The following is a 16,156-nucleotide window of genomic DNA, read 5'->3' as shown; positions in this document are numbered from 1 at the left end:
TATGACTTCCTTGAGTCAGGACATACAATATAAGCTCAAGCGATTAAATGCCTTTGAAAAAATCATTGGTATTAATATCGTGGTGTTCCTTATCTCCTTAATTCTTTTTAAGGCCTACGGAACTAGCTTACATTGGTTTGAATTGCCTAAACGTTTTGAGGATTTTATCCATCAGCCTTGGTCTTTGTTTACTTATGGTTTTGTGCACTATGGGTTTTGGCATGTGGCACTCAACATGCTTATTCTGTACTTTATTTCCCAAATGATGCTCAATTTGTTCCGTACCAAAACGGCTTTGAACATCTACTTTATGGGGATTGTTTCCGGTGGATTGGCCTTTTTGTTGGTCTATAATCTGTTTCCTCAATCACAGTTAAAAAATGTAGGAACCCTTGTTGGAGCATCTGCAGGTGTGCGCGCCTTGATTATATTTTTAAGTGCCTATATGCCACACAAAGAAGCCCGTTTAATGACTTTTAATATCAAGCTTTGGTATATTGGTGTGGCCATGGTAGTGATCGATGTTTTGGGATTGTTCAGTTTGAATCAAGGAGGCTATGTGGCGCATTTGGGAGGAAGTTTGCTGGGATATGTTTATGCGCAACAGCTCACAAAAGGCAAAGATATTGGCAAGTGGTTTGAAAATTTTATGGGATGGATTGAGAGTTTCTTTAAGCCTAAGTCGCCTTTAAAAACTGTGCATAGAAGTAAAGCTAAATCTTTTGTGGGCCATAACAAAGAAGAATTCAACGCATTTACCAAACAAAAGCGCATTGATCTTATTTTGGATAAAATTGGCAAGAGCGGCTATGAAAGTTTGACGCAGGAAGAAAAATCATTTTTGTTTAAAGCAGGAAAGGATTAAGACTGTATGAAGCGACTAAAAATCATTGAAAAATTAGTATTCTTCATTAACTCCATTGTAGCAACCATGTTGTTGCTATCTTATATTTTACCTCACGTATCGCCTGGTAAATTTGCTTTTTTATCGGTGCTTAGTTTAGCGGTTCCGGTACTCATCCTCCTCAATATTCTTTTTGTCATTTATTGGTTGCTCAAAGTCAAGAAGCAATTATTGTTGTCGCTCTTGGTTCTAAGTATTGGTTATACCTATCTGTTTTCACTTTATAAATTTTCGTCTTCCAAAGATGTCGAAGATGAGGCCAACCTTTCGGTGATGACATATAATGTGCGTTTGTTCAATTTGTTTGAATGGATCAAAGACAAAGACGTTAAGAAAGAGATGTTGAGCTTTATCAAAACGCAGGAACCAGATATTATAAGCCTTCAGGAATACCGTCCAGATGAAAGCATTCAACTTAAAAATTATCATAAGTTTGAAAAGGTGTCGGGAAATAAAGTAAAGAGTGGGCAGGCCATTTTTTCAAAATACCCTATTGTGAATTCCGGTTCTATTGAGTTTCCAAATTCTTCGAACAACGCCATTTATGTGGATATTGTAAAATTGAAGGATACCATTAGAATCTACAATGTGCATTTACAATCCCTGAGGATTGACCCTAATGTGGAAAAGTTGGCCGAGGAATCCTCAGAGAACCTGTTTAAGCGCGTTGGAGGCACTTTTAAGATGCAACAAAGCCAGACAGAACTCTTTTTAAGGAACAAGGCGAAATGTCCTTATAAAATGATTATTTGTGGCGATTTCAACAATACGGCCTATTCCTATGTGTATAAGGAAATCAAAGGAGAGCTTCAAGATACTTTTGTAGAGGCCGGAAATGGTTTTGGACGAACTTTTAACTTCAAGTTTTTCCCAGTAAGGATTGATTTTATTTTAGCGGATAAGGATTTTGAGGTGAACAGTTTTAAAACCTTCGATACCGAACTTTCCGATCATTATCCCATCATGACCAAATTAAAGCTACATCATTAGGCAGTCTACCGAGTCTGCCAAAATGTGAATGAGCAGGCCAATTCCCAAAATTCTACTAGGTTTCCAAAATGAAAGTGCGGCATAAACTGCAATGGCATAATAGGAGTGAAGTGGATGGAAATTTATGCTACAGCGTGTGGGGTCAAACATAGGGGTTGCCAGTAAGTGATCTAAATCGATGGCAAAACAGGCCCACATAATGAGTGTTGCCATTAGCCATTTTGGTTTAAAAAAGATAATTGAAACCAACACGGGAAGCATAAAGTGAATCCCGTAATGTATAATGGTTTGTAGCATTACTTTTGTAGTTTCTGAGCTTCCAGATAGGTAATGGCATTAGGGCCTTCGCAAAATAACAAATCCAAGATGCTCAAGTTGGAAATAAAACCATGTTTGTCGCCAAACACTTGGGTGTAAGCTTCAAAGTCTCTTTGGGGTTCTCCTTTGCTATTCACCAAGCTTCTAAAATCTTCTAGCGGAGTCGGGTCTTTGTGATACTCGCTAGTGGTTTCAAAGTTGATGTCCAATTGCAGACATTCACAAATAGTTTCAAAACACTTCAAATTGAAGTCTAAAAGATATTCAAAAGGTGTTTTGAACAGAGGTTCCAAATCGACTTCGTAAAACTCAAAATATGGGGAGGTTCGATAGGCCGATTCCAAAGATTTCCAATGAAGCAATTGCCAATCGGTGTCGTTGGCAATTTTTACATCCTTGTATAGCTGTCGGTTTTTTTGGGTATGCTTAATAGGAATATTCAAAAGCAGCTTACCATTGGCCGCATATATATAGGCGCGGTTACGGTAGGTTTGTTTTTGATAGTTGTCACACATTTCCAAGGTGATAGTTTTTGCCTGCAATAGTGCTGCAAAATGCGCCACATTGGGAAAATAGGTAGGGTGTATGACAATATCCATAACTACTAAAAAATCTATTAGAAACTAGAGAATGTTTATTCTGCTTTTCGTTTTCTCCATTTGCTGAAGCCAAACCAACCTGCCAATAACACCAAGAACGGAATTAAGTAGGAAGTAGGCTTGCCACTACCTTCAACAGTGGTGAACCAACGCTCCCAACGCGGTTTGCCATTGCCCCAGCTCATCCAGATAAATACAGGTTTCCCAACCACGTGATCAAATGGTACAAAGCCCCAAACACGTGAATCTTGTGAATTATGACGGTTGTCTCCCATCATCCAGTAATAATCCTTGGCAAAGGTGTAACTAGTAGTAGGTTGTCCATCTACAAGGATTTGATTTCCATTAACTGACAATTTATGCCCTTCGTAATGGGTAATTAAGTGTTTGTAAAGTGGCAATGTTTCAAGATTCAAATCGATGGTAGCTCCTTCTTTAGGGATATACAATGGTCCAAAATTGTCGTTGTTCCAGTTGTAGGCAACATTACTTGGGAAAATTCCAGAAGATCTTTCTCCTTTAGGATTTTTTAAAGAAACGATGTCTGCCACATCTGGGTGGTTTTTTAAACGAGCAATGGCTTCATCAGAAGCAGCAGGAATTAAATAAGACCCTTGACTTCTTCCATAAGCCAAACCGTCTGTAATGTCGTAACGATTCAACATCGCTACAATTTCTTGTGGATGGATATTTCTTTTAAAAGAGATTTCATAAGAGAATTGCAGCTTGGCACGATCTGGAAGGTCATTTTGCTCTCCGTTGATGTAAACATAGCCATCTCTTAATTCCAAAGAATCCCCTGGAATACCCACGCAACGTTTTACATAGTTGGTTTTTTTGTCGATAGGTTTGTAGTAATACTTATCGGTGTGATACATGTCCAGCATGGTATCTACAGGCCAATTGAACACCACAATGTCATTGCGCTCGATATCTTCAAAACCAGGGAGTCTTAAATAAGGCAATTCAAATTTTGGGATATACGATTTTATTTTGGCACCGGGAATGGTATCGTGTACCATAGGCGCGGCAATAGTGGTCATTGGGATTCTTGCACCATAGTTTACTTTACTAACAAACAGGAAATCTCCTACCAAAAGAGTCTTTTCCAAAGAGGAGGTAGGAATAGTAAACGGTTGAATAAAATAGGTGTGCACAATGGTTGCGGCTACAATGGCGAACAGGATCGAGCTTACCCAATCCCCAAAAGCAGTTCGGGGATGTAAATCACGATTTTCAACATATTCTACATCCGCTACATAGTTTAGATAATAATTGTAAAATCCTAAAGTAGCAACAGCCAAAAGGGTATCAGTGGTAGAATTCTTTTTAAAGCTTCTAGCTGTCTCTACCCAAACCACCGGAAACATGATTAGGTTCACAATAGGAACAAATAACAAAATGGTCCACCACCAAGGTCTGTTAATGATTTTCATGAGGATGACGGCATTGTAAACGGGAACAAATGCTTCCCATGCCTGACGTCCTGCTTTAACATAAAGTTTCCAGGTTCCCAAGCCGTGGATTAGTTGTATGGCAAGGAAAAAGATAAACCATTGTGATAATGTCATGTTTTAGAGTTTAGTAAGTTGAAATGTATCGAAAAAGGTAAAGAAGAAATGGCTCCTTAACCAATGTTTAACACATTTTTCATCGAAAATACACCTTTTTTCCCAACAATCCATTCCGCAGCAATCACGGCACCCAAAGCAAACCCTTGACGGTTGTGTGCGGTGTGCGAAATTTGAATGGAATCAATTTCAGAATCGTAGTTGATTATGTGGGTTCCTGGAACGTCGGCAATACGTTTCGCTTCAATTTGGATTTGGTCCTCTTGCGGCGCTTCCAAAGTCCAATTGTTGTAGGTGGCATTGTTGTCGATAATTCCTTCGGCTAGTGTAATGGCCGTTCCGCTAGGGGCATCCAATTTTTGAGTGTGGTGGATTTCCTCCATGCTCACTTGGTATTGCGGTTGTCCTTTCATCAAGTTGGCCAACACACGGTTCAACTCAAAAAAGAGGTTGACACCAAGACTGAAATTAGACGCATAAATAAAGGCGCCTTCATTGGCATTACAAAGCTCAACTGCCTTGTCGTAGTCCTGAAGCCATCCAGTGGTTCCTGAAATGACAGGTACTCCGTTGCTAAGGCACTTGGAGATATTTTTAAATGCCGAAGAGGGTACACTAAAATCTATGGCTACATCAGCTTCGGTAATATCATAATCATCGGTATCGGCATTGGCTTTAATTACAATAGAGTGTCCACGGTCGATGGCAATGGCTTCGATGGCCTTTCCCATTTTTCCGTATCCCAATAAGGCTATTTTCATGATCTAAAATTTAAAATTGAGGGTAAGTCCCAAATCGGAACTATTATCTTGTTCGTTATATTTAAAGTGAGGTTTCAATGCCAAGTTCTCGTCGATATTGTATTGCAGTAAATGCGCGTCGACATTGGCATCTATAATGTTAAGGGCATATAGTCCTAAGGTCACCAAAAGTGACACTTCTTTGTTACTACGTAAAGTTTTTTGGGCTCTGATAAGACCTTCTTTGGAAAGTCGCGGATTCTCCAAAGGATTTCCTTCAGAATCTTCACCCCAAAACTCATCATCCTTAAAACCGGCCAAACGACGTTTGTAGGCATCGCGGTAGCGGTCGTACTGCTTACTATTGTCTACATAAAAGTAAATACCGGTTCCCAATGCTGCATAAACAATCGGGATTTTCCAGTATTTCTTGTTGTAGGCCTGTCCTAAACCAGGTAACACAGCAGAATAGAAAGCAGCCTTTGAAGGAGCCAATATATTCAATGGACGACGTTTTACACTGTCTTGAACCACCATTAGGTCGGTGTTTACAGCCGTGCTGTCCGTTTGAGTTTGAGCGTTACCTGAAAGATGACATAGGATGAAAAAAAGCGTACTATAAAAAAGCTTATTTGACACCTTTAACTAATTTTTGCATACGGTTAAAATCTTCTTCGGAATGGAAGGGAATGGAAATGGTTCCTTTACCATTCTTGGAAACTTTAACGTTGATTTTGTGTCCAAAGTATTCCGAGAACTCCTTAATCCCATCTTTGATGAACACAGGTAGTTCCTGTTCGCCTGATTTGCTTTTCGGTACTTTAACAGTTTTTTCTTCTTGGTAGGTTTTTACCAAGGCTTCGGTATCACGTACGGATAATTTATTGGAAATGATTTTTTCGTAAATCTCCAATTGGGCGTTTTGATCTTCAATATTGATGATGGCACGACCATGTCCCATGGAAATAAAGCCATCACGCATCCCTGTTTGGATGATTGGATCCAATTTTAACAAACGGAGGTAGTTGGCAATTGTAGAGCGCTTTTTCCCCACACGGTCGCTCATTTGTTCCTGAGTCAAGTTGATTTCATCAATCAAACGTTGGTAGGATAAAGCGATTTCTATAGGATCCAGATCTTGACGTTGGATGTTCTCCACCAAGGCCATTTCCAAAGACTCTTGGTCGTTGGCAATACGGATGTAGGCAGGAATGGTTTCCAAGCCCAATAATTTGGAGGCTCTAAAACGACGCTCTCCAGATACCAATTGGTATTTGTTGAAATCTAATTTTCTAACCGTAATAGGTTGGATGACCCCAAGCTCCTTGATGGAAGTGGCCAATTCACGAAGAGCTTCTTCGTTAAAATTGGTACGGGGCTGGAATGGATTGATTTCAATGGAAGTGATATCCAAATCCACAATATTTCCAATAACCTTATCGGCATTTTTATCTTGAACAGAACTTATATCATTAGTAGGGTCCTTAAGAAGTGCGGAAAGTCCTCTTCCTAAGGCCTGCTTTTTTACTACCTTCGCCATTACTCATTCTTTTTAATGATTTCTTTCGCCAAATTTAAATAATTTACGGCGCCTTTACTGGTCACGTCATAGTTGATGATGCTTTCACCATAACTAGGCGCTTCCCCCAAACGTACATTACGCTGGATGATGGTTTCAAACACCATATCGCTAAAGTGTTTTTGAACCTCCTCAACCACTTGGTTAGACAAGCGTAAACGGGCGTCGTACATGGTTAACAACATGCCCTCGATATCCAAATCCTGGTTGTGGATTTTTTGAACACTCTTGATGGTGTTCAACAGTTTGCCCAATCCTTCCAAAGCAAAATATTCACACTGGATAGGAATTACTACGGAGTCCGAAGCGGTTAGGGCGTTCAAGGTCAAAAGGCCCAAAGATGGGGCACAGTCGATCAAGATATAGTCATAAGTTGACTTTAAGTGGCCAATGGCCTTTTTCATCATGTATTCACGTTGGTCCTTATCAACCAATTCAATTTCGATAGCCACCAAGTCGATGTGCGCAGGAATGATATCTACGTTAGGGGACTCGGTTGGCATAATGCATTCCTCTACGGGCAATGTATGCTCCAATAATTGATAGGTTCCAATTTCAATGCTTTCAACATCAATACCAAGGCCTGAGGTTGCATTGGCCTGAGGATCGGCATCGATAAGCAATACTTTTTTTTCTAAAGCACCTAAAGAAGCGGCTAAGTTTACCGAGGTCGTTGTCTTTCCAACGCCTCCTTTTTGATTTGCAATTGCAATGATTTTACCCATTAATTGATTTGGTTTTTGTCTTGGTAAAAATACGATTATTTGCGAGTTTAAAAAACGTTAATTGTTAACAAACGTTAAACGTTTATTTTCAAAGCAGTCTTGGTCTCGCAAGGGTTTATTGGGGCTATATGTGGTGGTGATACTCTTTATTCGTCAATCAAAATTTCTAAAATTTGAATGGCTGCATCGCTAATCTTGGTTCCAGGACCAAATACAGCTACTGCGCCGGCATCAAATAAATATTGGTAATCCTGTTTTGGGATTACCCCGCCAACAATTACTAAAATGTCTTCACGGCCATAGGCTTTGAGGGCCTCTACTACCTGTGGTACCAGGGTTTTATGACCGGCGGCCAAAGAGGATACTCCCAACACGTGGACGTCATTTTCAACAGCCTGTTTGGCAGCTTCCTGAGGGGTCTGGAACAATGGACCAATATCCACGTCAAAACCTATGTCGGCATAACCCGTGGCGACTACTTTGGCGCCGCGGTCGTGACCATCCTGTCCCATTTTGGCAATCATGATACGCGGTCTGCGACCATCTTGATTGGCGAATGTATCGGCTAATTCCCTTGCTTTTTTAAAGGAATCGTCTTCTTTTATTTCTTTACTGTACACACCTGAAACTGATTTTATTTGTGCCTTGTAACGTCCGAAGACTGTTTCCAAAGCATCACTGATTTCTCCTAAAGTAGCACGTTCGCGGGCTGCTTCTACGGCTAGGGCCAATAAATTTTCGGCACCGCTGTGGGCGGCTTCGGTTAGTTTTGAAAGGGCCTTTTTTACGGCTTCACTGTTACGCTTGGCCTTTAGTCTATTTAAGCGTTCTATCTGTTGGTTTCGTACGGTTTGGTTGTCTACTTCCAAGGTTTGGATGGGCGCTTCGTGCTCCAATCTGTAGTTATTCACCCCAACAATGATATCCTGTCCAGAATCGATACGGGCCTGTTTACGGGCCGCCGCTTCCTCAATTCTCATTTTAGGGATACCAGCTTCGATCGCTTTGGTCATTCCTCCATGTGCTTCTACTTCCTCAATGAGCGCCCAAGCCTTTTCTGCAATGTCATGGGTAAGTTTTTCTACGTAATAACTGCCTCCCCAAGGATCCACAGTTTTGGTAATTTGGGTTTCTTCCTGAAGGTAGATTTGTGTGTTTCTTGCAATACGTGCCGAAAAATCCGTTGGGAGTGCAATGGCTTCATCCAAGGCGTTGGTATGCAAGGATTGGGTGCCTCCAAACGCTGCTGCAGCAGCTTCTATACAAGTTCGAGCCACATTGTTGAACGGATCTTGTTCCGTCAAGCTCCAACCCGAAGTTTGACAGTGGGTACGCAATGCCAGTGATTTTTCATTTTTAGGATTGAATTGCTTCAGGAGTTTTGCCCAGAGCATTCTGGCCGCCCTCATTTTGGCAATTTCCATAAAGTGATTCATCCCAATGGCCCAAAAGAAGGATAGGCGAGGCGCAAAGGTGTCGATGTCCATACCTGCATCCAATCCTTTACGGATGTATTCCAATCCGTCGGCCAAGGTGTATGCCAATTCAATATCGCAGGTAGCACCGGCTTCCTGCATATGGTAGCCCGAAATACTGATACTGTTGAATTTTGGCATGTGCTGGCTGGTGTATTCAAAAATATCCGAAATGATCTTCATGGAAGGTGTAGGTGGGTAGATATAGGTATTACGCACCATAAATTCCTTCAGGATGTCATTTTGAATGGTTCCAGAGAGTTGTTCGGGTTTTACGCCTTGTTCTTCGGCAGCCACGATGTAAAAGGCCATGATGGGCAATACTGCACCGTTCATGGTCATGGAAACGCTCATTTTGTCCAATGGAATTTGGTCGAAAAGCACTTTCATGTCCTCTACGGAGTCTATGGCTACCCCTGCTTTTCCAACGTCGCCCACCACACGTTCGTGGTCGGAGTCATAGCCTCTGTGGGTTGCCAAATCGAAGGCTACGGAGAGTCCTTTTTGACCGGCGGCCAAATTTCTTCTATAAAAGGCATTACTTTCCTGCGCTGTGGAAAAACCGGCATATTGCCTGATGGTCCAAGGGCGTCTCACGTACATGGTACTGTAAGGCCCACGTAAATTGGGCGCGATCCCTGCTACGAAATTTAGGTGGTCTACTTCCTCCAAATCGGCTTTGGAGTAGGTGGTTTTTACCGGAATGTCCTCGGCCGTTTGAAAGGTTTCCTGAGGGCTCTTTTCGGGAGCTTCCAAGGTCCTTTTAAGGGTGATATGTTGAAGGTTCTTTCTTTGCATTAGAGTATCATTTTTTGAAGGTAGGGATCAAAATCCACTTCAAAAGGAGTGGTTAGATTTATCATTACCGTTTTTTTGTTCCCAGACAGTATATAACTGGCGCTGTAGGCCGTAATTTGCGTCTCCTTATTATCAACGCGATAGACAGCTTTGAATATTTGGGTGCCCGCATTGGAACTGTATTTTGCTGTTATTTTATTGAATTCCAAATCGGAGCCTGCGGTTGTTTGTTCGTAGTTTAGCCTGATCAGCCCCAATAGTTGTTGGGCGTCCCTCTTGTATATAGGGGTGAACGGCATGGTGTTTATACTGTAAGTAGCGCCATTTCCCTTATCGAAAAATAAATAATGATTGCCTTCCATTTCCCTTAAATACCTGAGCCTTCTAGTTTCAAATTCATAGGCTTCTTTGGTAAGCATAGAATCCAACATCTGTTGGTATTCCACCGCCGAATATTTTACAAATGAGTCCGGCAGAAATACTTTTATGGCGTCGTCATCCAATTGGAAATAGTCGCCATATATTTCACTTCCTTCTATAGGTTCCGCCCAATTGTTGACTTGCTGTGCCACCTGCATACAAGAGGTTAGCGTTAGGAACAAGAGGGATATGGAAAGCAGTTTTTTATACATGATTAATGGTTGTGTCCTTCGTGGTTGTCTTCCTGTTTAGGAGGTGTCTGGTTGAAATCAACATTAGAGGCTGCTTCCACTTTTGAAAAGTCGATGTTGAGCATTTTTGCATAGTACATGTCCAAAGCCACAAAAAGCGCCAAATATTTGTCTTTGTTTAGCATAGTAGTCTGTTTTCTAATGGCTTCTCCATACATTCTGTAGCTCATGCTGTTTGTGTCCAATAAGGCTTTAAAAGTGGTTTTGAAACCAGACTCGGTCATGTTGGTGCTCACACATTCTACAATTGGGTTGTTGTAGTCTAGGTGGTATTCGGTGCCATCGGTAACCCAAAGCCCCTGTTGGGTTTTTAGGGCTCCCAAAACTTCCTTGGTATGGTCTGAAGCCATGGTTGTGTAATCAATTCTTTTGGTTCTCACCGCATTGAAAAACTGGGTGTAGGCCCTATTGCTGTTTTTCTTTTCGTCTCCATAGGTGTCCAAAAGATCGGTTTCAAAAGATTGAAGGGCTTCGTTCAATAGTAAGGAGTCCTTGCTGTTGCAGAGCTTGATCTCGTTGCGGTTGGCATATATTAAAGGAATGTCCGGCGTGCTGGATTCCTGTTTGCAGTTGAACAAGGTAAAACTTAAGATTACTGATAATGTCACTAATTTAAATTTCATAATTTTAAATGATTTGGTTATTCTGATTTGATTCGTTGTTGTTCCAAAGCTTCGGCCAAGCGTCTTTCTACGATTGGCGGCAGAAGTGTCTTTACCGGATTGGTTTTGACAAAGGGGTAAAGTTCCAACTCGTCTTTCATTCTATCCTCTGGGTTGGGGTGTTTGTTGGTTCCTAAAAGTACCAATTCGCCTTTATTTAAGGCTTCCTGCTCCTTGGTGGCGCTTTCTTTTATTTTACGTTGAATAGTGCCTTCCTTTAACTGTTTCAACAGGCCGCCCTGTTGCTCGATGTCCTTGAACAATTCCAGAGCTTTGTCTGCCAACTGGTCTGTGAGCTGTTCAATATAATAGGCGCCATCGGCCGGGTTGTTCACCTTGTTGAAATAACTTTCATGTTTTAGTACCAAGAGTTGGTTACGGGCAATACGCGCACCAAATTCGTTGTCTTTGTGGTAAATGGCGTCATAGGCCAAGTTGCCCACAGTGTCGGCCCCTCCCAAAATGGCTGCCATACATTCGGTCGTGGTGCGTAGCATGTTGGTGTTATAATCGTATAAGGTTTTGTTGCGCTTGGTAGGGGTGGCAATGATATGGCAGGTTTCGTCTACATTATATTCTGAAGCTAAAGAGGCCCAAAGCAAACGTAAGGCTCTAAGCTTGGCAATTTCAAAAAAGTAATTGCTGCCCACAGACACCTGGAAGGTGGCCTTAATACTAGGGTTATTATCCAAATGGTTCAGATATTCGTTGGCGTGGGCTAGGGCATAGGCTAGTTCCTGTATATGGTTGGCTCCCGCATTTTGGTATAGCCCCATATTGATGGTAATGCCGTTGGTTTCGGCAACGATGGCTTTATAGGCTTCGATATCGCTGTTCAGGTTGCGGTACCAGTTACCTGTTTTTGCCAAATTTCCAATAATGTCAATATGTATCGCGAAAGGCGTGTTGCCCAAAAGTGCCTTTAATTCCTTTACAAACTCATCTGAGCAAAACTGCAGGGTGAAATGAAAGGTGGTTTCAGAATTTAGCAATCCTTCCATTAGGGCGTTTAAGTCAACTCCCGAAGAAGGAATGACAAAGGTGATACTTTCGGCACCACGGTTTAGGACCTCTTTGACTTTTGCATTCGATTTTGCTTCATCGGCTACAAAAATGGTCTGGTTGATGGTCCATTGAGAAGCTTGAGTACTTGGATTTGGAAAAGGCAATTCCATTTCATCCAAATGGTAAAAAGGCCGTACATCAATGCCTTCGTTGGTATTCCAAATAAGGTTGTCGTTATAATCGGCTCCTTTAAGGTCGACCTGTATTTTCTGCTTCCATTGTTTGGAAGAGACCTCCTGAAATTCGTTGAACGCCAATTTAGTCATGGTTCGATTGTGTTTTTAAGCTGTCTTCGTATTCGATAATGTATATCTCCTCGTTCGCTTTTTTCATATAATATTTTTCTCGGGCCAATTTTTCAAGGCCTTCCTCTGTACTCAGGGCTTTGATGGCTTTCTTGTCTTTTGAAATCTCTTTTTTGTAGTACTCTTTTTCATCTTCCAATTCTTCAATGTCGGTATTGAGTTCATGGTGGATGAGCCAGGAGTTGGCATCAAAAAACAGCATCCAAACAGCAAAGCCCAACAAGATGAGCACGAATGGATTTTTAAGGGGCTTAAGGTATTTTATTTTAAAGGTCAACGCGTTTATAAACTTTGGTTGATAATGGATTTTACGATGTCTATGGCCACCGTGTTGTATCTGTTGTTAGGAATAATGATGTCGGCATATTCCTTTGTTGGTTCAATGAACTGTTCATGCATGGGCTTGAGGGTATCCTGATAGCGTGACAGGACTTCGTCCAGATCTCTTCCACGTTCTGAGATGTCTCTTTTCAAACGGCGAATCAAGCGCTCATCACTATCGGCATGCACGTAGATTTTAATGTCGAACAATTTGCGCAGTTCGGGGTGGGTAAGGATCAAAATGCCCTCTACAATCATCACTTTGGTAGGGGCGGTTTTTAGGGTTTCGCCCGTGCGGTTGTGCTTTACGAAGGAATAGATAGGTTGCTCTATGGTATTGCCCTCTTTCAGTTCTTTGAGATGCGCCTCCATGAGCTCAAAATCGATGGACCTTGGATGGTCGAAATTGATAGCCGTACGTTCCTCGTAAGTGAGGTGTGAGGTGTTCCTGTAGTAAGAATCCTGCGATATTATACCAATCTCACCATCAGGCGATTGTTCGAGTATCTGGTTCACTACCGTTGTCTTGCCACAGCCGGTTCCTCCTGCAATCCCTATAATTAGCATAATTCCTCTTTTATTAATGAAGCAAATTTAAATATTTACAAGAATAATCAAGGGCGAATTTCCGAAACTTCTTTTTCCGTGACCATTTTATCGTTTTGATTTCCCCATGAATTGGTGATGTAATTCATGACATCGGCTACCTGTTTATCGGACAATCCCAATGGGGCCATAGAGCCCTTGAAGGTGTTGCCATTGACCACGATGGTTCCGGAAAGTCCATATTTGATAGCTTTGATGCTCTCTGCTCTTTTGTTCATAAGGTAATCGGCTTTAGCCAAGGGAGGAAATGCTTTTGGGAGGCCTTCTCCGTTGGCCATATGGCAGGTCATGCAAAAGCTTTCATACACCACTTTGCCTTTTTTGATGCTGTCCTGTAACGATGACTTTTGTACCGGTGTATAGTAGTTTGTCCCAGCTCCAAAGGAGAGGTAAAGCGAGATAAAGAGTGTGTATAGATTCATTATGTTGAGCGTAATAGTTTGACAATTTATAAGCTTATCCAATCTCTAAACCAAAGGGGTTGGATGTTCTTCCAAAGCTACTTTGCTAAGGAGGAAATAAGCGTTGTCAAGGTACTGAAATTTTAAAGTTTGGCCAATAAATTTCCTTTACAAATGGGATGTTAATGTTAAGGGAAAAAGGCATGCATTGGGTGTAGGTTAGATTTATGGGAGCAAAGCGCATCTTAAACAATTTTTTTGGTTTTAATTTTTTTGTTGTGATGAAAAAAGAGCATTGGAAGCCTATTCATGGTTGTTAGGGAAGTTTATAGTGGCTTTATTTATCTTCAATGTTTGGGTAGTCAATGGTTTGTTGATGTTTAATACAGTAAGGCAAAAGAGGATATTTGTCCTAATTTAACTGCTGAAATATTGACTGCTATTAGGGAATTTTACAAGGTTTTTAAATTTCTATAGAAATGTTGTTGGTTTTTCAATAAAAGCTATATATTTGCACACCCAATTTAAGGGCATTGTGATGTTCTTAATGGATTAGATAACCACTCGGGGTGTAGCGTAGCCCGGTTATCGCGCCTGCTTTGGGAGCAGGAGGTCGCAGGTTCGAATCCTGCCACCCCGACAAAAAGCCGAACAGCAATGTTCGGCTTTTTTTGTGCATTGAATTCAGTAGAGAGGTAATGGGAGTAGTAGTGAACCGTTTGGCTATAGCTTAGAGGACGGATACATTGGCTTCGCTGAATCTTCGAATTGGCTCACTAGCGGGAAAGTGTCTAAAAGTTATACATTTCTAATTCGTCAAAGTCTTTTATATCAGATATTTTTATTAAATGTTTTATTTCAATGTTGCTCCAGGTTTCATTAAAAATCTCATCTCCACCTTCTGCATTTTCATTGGTATTTTCTTTGATTAGTTTCTTTTTTGTCAAGAAGTTAATGCTTGTTTTTTTATTTGTGACTGGGCCATGATTACTGGTTGAGTCAAATCCAACTAATTCAAAATTAGAGTTTTGAAATCTAAAAGTATATTCCCAATATCCATATCTGCCGTGTGTGTAGTTCACATACAATTTTTCATTTTTAATCTCAATCCATAATTCGGGCGGGAAATAGACTCCTCCATCTTCATTTTCCGATGAAAAACACTCGTAATTTTTATCGGCTAATTGGTAATCATTCCCGTTGTTAAATAGTACAATAATTCCACGTCTATTTCTATCCACTTTTTTGCCAAATCGATTTGTAACGATATTTGTTGGGTCAGACTTTTTGATTATCATAACACAATCTTCCAATCCATCTTGATTTAGGTCTCCAAAATATTTTTCAAATTCAGTATATCCATTTGGAATAAAATTGGATGGTTCATTGTTTTGCGCCTTACAGGCAATAATTGAGAGCAGAACAAACGGGAATGTTTTTAAAATTTTATTCATTAGTTATCAATTTTTGGCAGTTGGTTTAAATTGTGATCCGGATTTTTCGTGTTATGAAATAAAGATAGCAATGAATCATACATTGTGTTGTAGTTAGTTTTTATATCTTAGTCATGATAATATCATCTGGTACGCTAAAAAATGACTCATCTGGAGTTATTTCACCAGAACTAAACCTATACTCTAATCTTTTTGGGATTGATTTATTTCTTGACATAATACTAGATAAAGTAAATCTTAACTTATCGTTTTTATTTGTTTCTTGAATTAAAATTAAATCTAATAGGTAGTTATTTCTTTTTTCATAATCATAAAAAGACATGTATAGTTTTCCAAATTCTTCAATAACACCATTTGGATGGGTACCAACAGTAGAATTATAAACTAATTTTCCATTTTTATATTTTTGGTACTGAATTACCATTCCATCTTTATAATAATTTACATTAAAAGGTCCTATATAATGGTACTTTTCAATTTTAGATAATGTTACTCTAAACTCTGTATTATCATTTATATATTGCCATGTACCTATGAAAGAATTCATAAAGTTCTTCTTGTCTTTTATATAGTACTTTCCATTTTTGCGATACTCTTCTTTTCTTTCATCAGACATATCAACAACGGTTTGCGAACTAACACAAGAATATAGCACTAAAACTAATATTGTCGTTACTATGTTTTTCATTTAAATCTGGGATTATTAAACTTGGTTTGGTTATTAACCACAACATTGGGCTAAACACTATGCTGTTTATCACCTATATAGGTTTTGGTTGTTTTTATTATTTATAAAGTTATGTGTTTTTTTATGATATGTAAGAAAATACTAAAAGTTATTAATAATGAGCGGAGGCCCCTTCGGCAAGCTCATGGTGACGGAATAGTGGGTGGTGACTTCTTGATACGCGGTTTCCTGCGTCAATAGTACTCGAAGTGACGAGGGAGAGAGTAGTGAACCCTTTGGTTATA

18 protein-coding genes and 1 tRNA gene are annotated in these 16,156 nt (G+C 40.3%); 3 read left to right on the top strand and 16 right to left on the bottom strand.

What is annotated here, in order from left to right; translation table 11 throughout:
- Position 1: 1 nt before the first annotated feature.
- Entirely contained in the window at positions 2-865 is an 864-nt protein-coding gene (locus tag ZA06_RS01010) for a rhomboid family intramembrane serine protease (protein ID WP_053975553.1), read from the top strand.
- 6 nt (positions 866-871) lie between these two features.
- Entirely contained in the window at positions 872-1,894 is a 1,023-nt protein-coding gene (locus ZA06_RS01005) for an endonuclease/exonuclease/phosphatase family protein (RefSeq protein WP_053975552.1), read from the top strand.
- On the opposite strand, the gene ZA06_RS01000 is transcribed toward ZA06_RS01005, so the two are convergent.
- From ZA06_RS01000 to ZA06_RS00935, 14 genes are all read right to left on the bottom strand, one after another.
- Positions 1,883-2,155, bottom strand: a complete 273-nt coding sequence (locus ZA06_RS01000) for a DUF6122 family protein (protein WP_316931769.1) — start codon at positions 2,153-2,155, stop codon at positions 1,883-1,885. The two genes, ZA06_RS01005 and ZA06_RS01000, sit on opposite strands and share 12 nt — an antisense overlap.
- 35 nt (positions 2,156-2,190) lie before the next feature.
- On the bottom strand, positions 2,191-2,811 hold the full coding sequence (locus ZA06_RS00995; protein ID WP_053975550.1) for a WbqC family protein: 621 nt from the start codon (positions 2,809-2,811) through the stop codon (positions 2,191-2,193).
- A 35-nt stretch (positions 2,812-2,846) separates the two neighbouring features.
- The gene (gene lepB / locus ZA06_RS00990) at positions 2,847-4,382 is read right to left on the bottom strand and encodes a signal peptidase I (RefSeq protein WP_053975549.1); all 1,536 of its coding nucleotides are present in this window, start codon (positions 4,380-4,382) and stop codon (positions 2,847-2,849) included.
- Between the two features lie 56 nt (positions 4,383-4,438).
- A complete protein-coding gene (gene dapB, locus ZA06_RS00985) occupies positions 4,439-5,143 on the bottom strand; it encodes a 4-hydroxy-tetrahydrodipicolinate reductase (RefSeq protein WP_053975548.1) in 705 nt (234 codons plus the stop codon).
- 3 nt (positions 5,144-5,146) lie between these two features.
- Positions 5,147-5,761, bottom strand: a complete 615-nt coding sequence (locus ZA06_RS00980) for a DUF5683 domain-containing protein (RefSeq protein ID WP_053975547.1) — start codon at positions 5,759-5,761, stop codon at positions 5,147-5,149.
- On the bottom strand, positions 5,751-6,662 hold the full coding sequence (locus ZA06_RS00975) for a ParB/RepB/Spo0J family partition protein (protein WP_053975546.1): 912 nt from the start codon (positions 6,660-6,662) through the stop codon (positions 5,751-5,753). Before ZA06_RS00975 ends, ZA06_RS00980 begins: the two co-directional genes overlap by 11 nt.
- Positions 6,662-7,426: a ParA family protein gene (locus ZA06_RS00970; RefSeq protein ID WP_053975545.1), complete on the bottom strand. Its 765-nt coding sequence runs from the start codon at positions 7,424-7,426 to the stop codon at positions 6,662-6,664. The genes ZA06_RS00975 and ZA06_RS00970 overlap by 1 nt, the downstream gene beginning before the upstream one ends.
- Before the next feature lie 146 nt (positions 7,427-7,572).
- A complete protein-coding gene (gene scpA / locus ZA06_RS00965; RefSeq protein WP_053975544.1) occupies positions 7,573-9,699 on the bottom strand; it encodes a methylmalonyl-CoA mutase in 2,127 nt (708 codons plus the stop codon).
- A complete protein-coding gene (locus tag ZA06_RS00960) occupies positions 9,699-10,331 on the bottom strand; it encodes a hypothetical protein (protein ID WP_157503032.1) in 633 nt (210 codons plus the stop codon). The genes scpA and ZA06_RS00960 overlap by 1 nt, the downstream gene beginning before the upstream one ends.
- Positions 10,332-10,333: 2 nt before the next feature.
- The gene (locus ZA06_RS00955; RefSeq protein ID WP_053975542.1) at positions 10,334-10,993 is read right to left on the bottom strand and encodes a hypothetical protein; all 660 of its coding nucleotides are present in this window, start codon (positions 10,991-10,993) and stop codon (positions 10,334-10,336) included.
- A gap of 17 nt (positions 10,994-11,010) precedes the next feature.
- Positions 11,011-12,363 (bottom strand): methylmalonyl-CoA mutase subunit beta, encoded by a 1,353-nt coding sequence (locus ZA06_RS00950; protein ID WP_053975541.1) that lies wholly within the window; start codon positions 12,361-12,363, stop codon positions 11,011-11,013.
- On the bottom strand, positions 12,356-12,679 hold the full coding sequence (locus ZA06_RS00945) for an FtsB family cell division protein (protein WP_053975540.1): 324 nt from the start codon (positions 12,677-12,679) through the stop codon (positions 12,356-12,358). The genes ZA06_RS00950 and ZA06_RS00945 overlap by 8 nt, the downstream gene beginning before the upstream one ends.
- A 5-nt stretch (positions 12,680-12,684) precedes the next feature.
- Positions 12,685-13,290, bottom strand: coding sequence for a uridine kinase (gene udk / locus ZA06_RS00940; protein WP_053975539.1), 606 nt, complete (start codon positions 13,288-13,290; stop codon positions 12,685-12,687).
- Between the two features lie 47 nt (positions 13,291-13,337).
- Complete coding sequence (locus tag ZA06_RS00935; protein ID WP_082331895.1) at positions 13,338-13,751, bottom strand: c-type cytochrome; 414 nt, start codon at positions 13,749-13,751, stop codon at positions 13,338-13,340.
- A 544-nt stretch (positions 13,752-14,295) separates the two neighbouring features.
- On the opposite strand from ZA06_RS00935, the gene ZA06_RS00930 reads away from it, so the two are divergent.
- Positions 14,296-14,370 (top strand) — tRNA-Pro (locus ZA06_RS00930).
- A gap of 151 nt (positions 14,371-14,521) precedes the next feature.
- Here the strand turns inward: ZA06_RS00930 and ZA06_RS00925 are convergent.
- Positions 14,522-15,184, bottom strand: a complete 663-nt coding sequence (locus ZA06_RS00925; RefSeq protein ID WP_053975538.1) for a hypothetical protein — start codon at positions 15,182-15,184, stop codon at positions 14,522-14,524.
- Between the two features lie 100 nt (positions 15,185-15,284).
- Complete coding sequence (locus tag ZA06_RS00920) at positions 15,285-15,872, bottom strand: DUF6705 family protein (RefSeq protein ID WP_157503029.1); 588 nt, start codon at positions 15,870-15,872, stop codon at positions 15,285-15,287.
- Between the last annotated feature and the right edge of the window lie 284 nt (positions 15,873-16,156).

The sequence above is a fragment of the Mangrovimonas xylaniphaga genome (assembly GCF_001280435.1).
GTDB lineage: Bacteria > Bacteroidota > Bacteroidia > Flavobacteriales > Flavobacteriaceae > Mangrovimonas_A > Mangrovimonas_A xylaniphaga.
The sequence above is the reverse complement of the archived record's forward strand: the minus strand, read 5'-3'. Positions and strand labels throughout refer to the sequence as shown.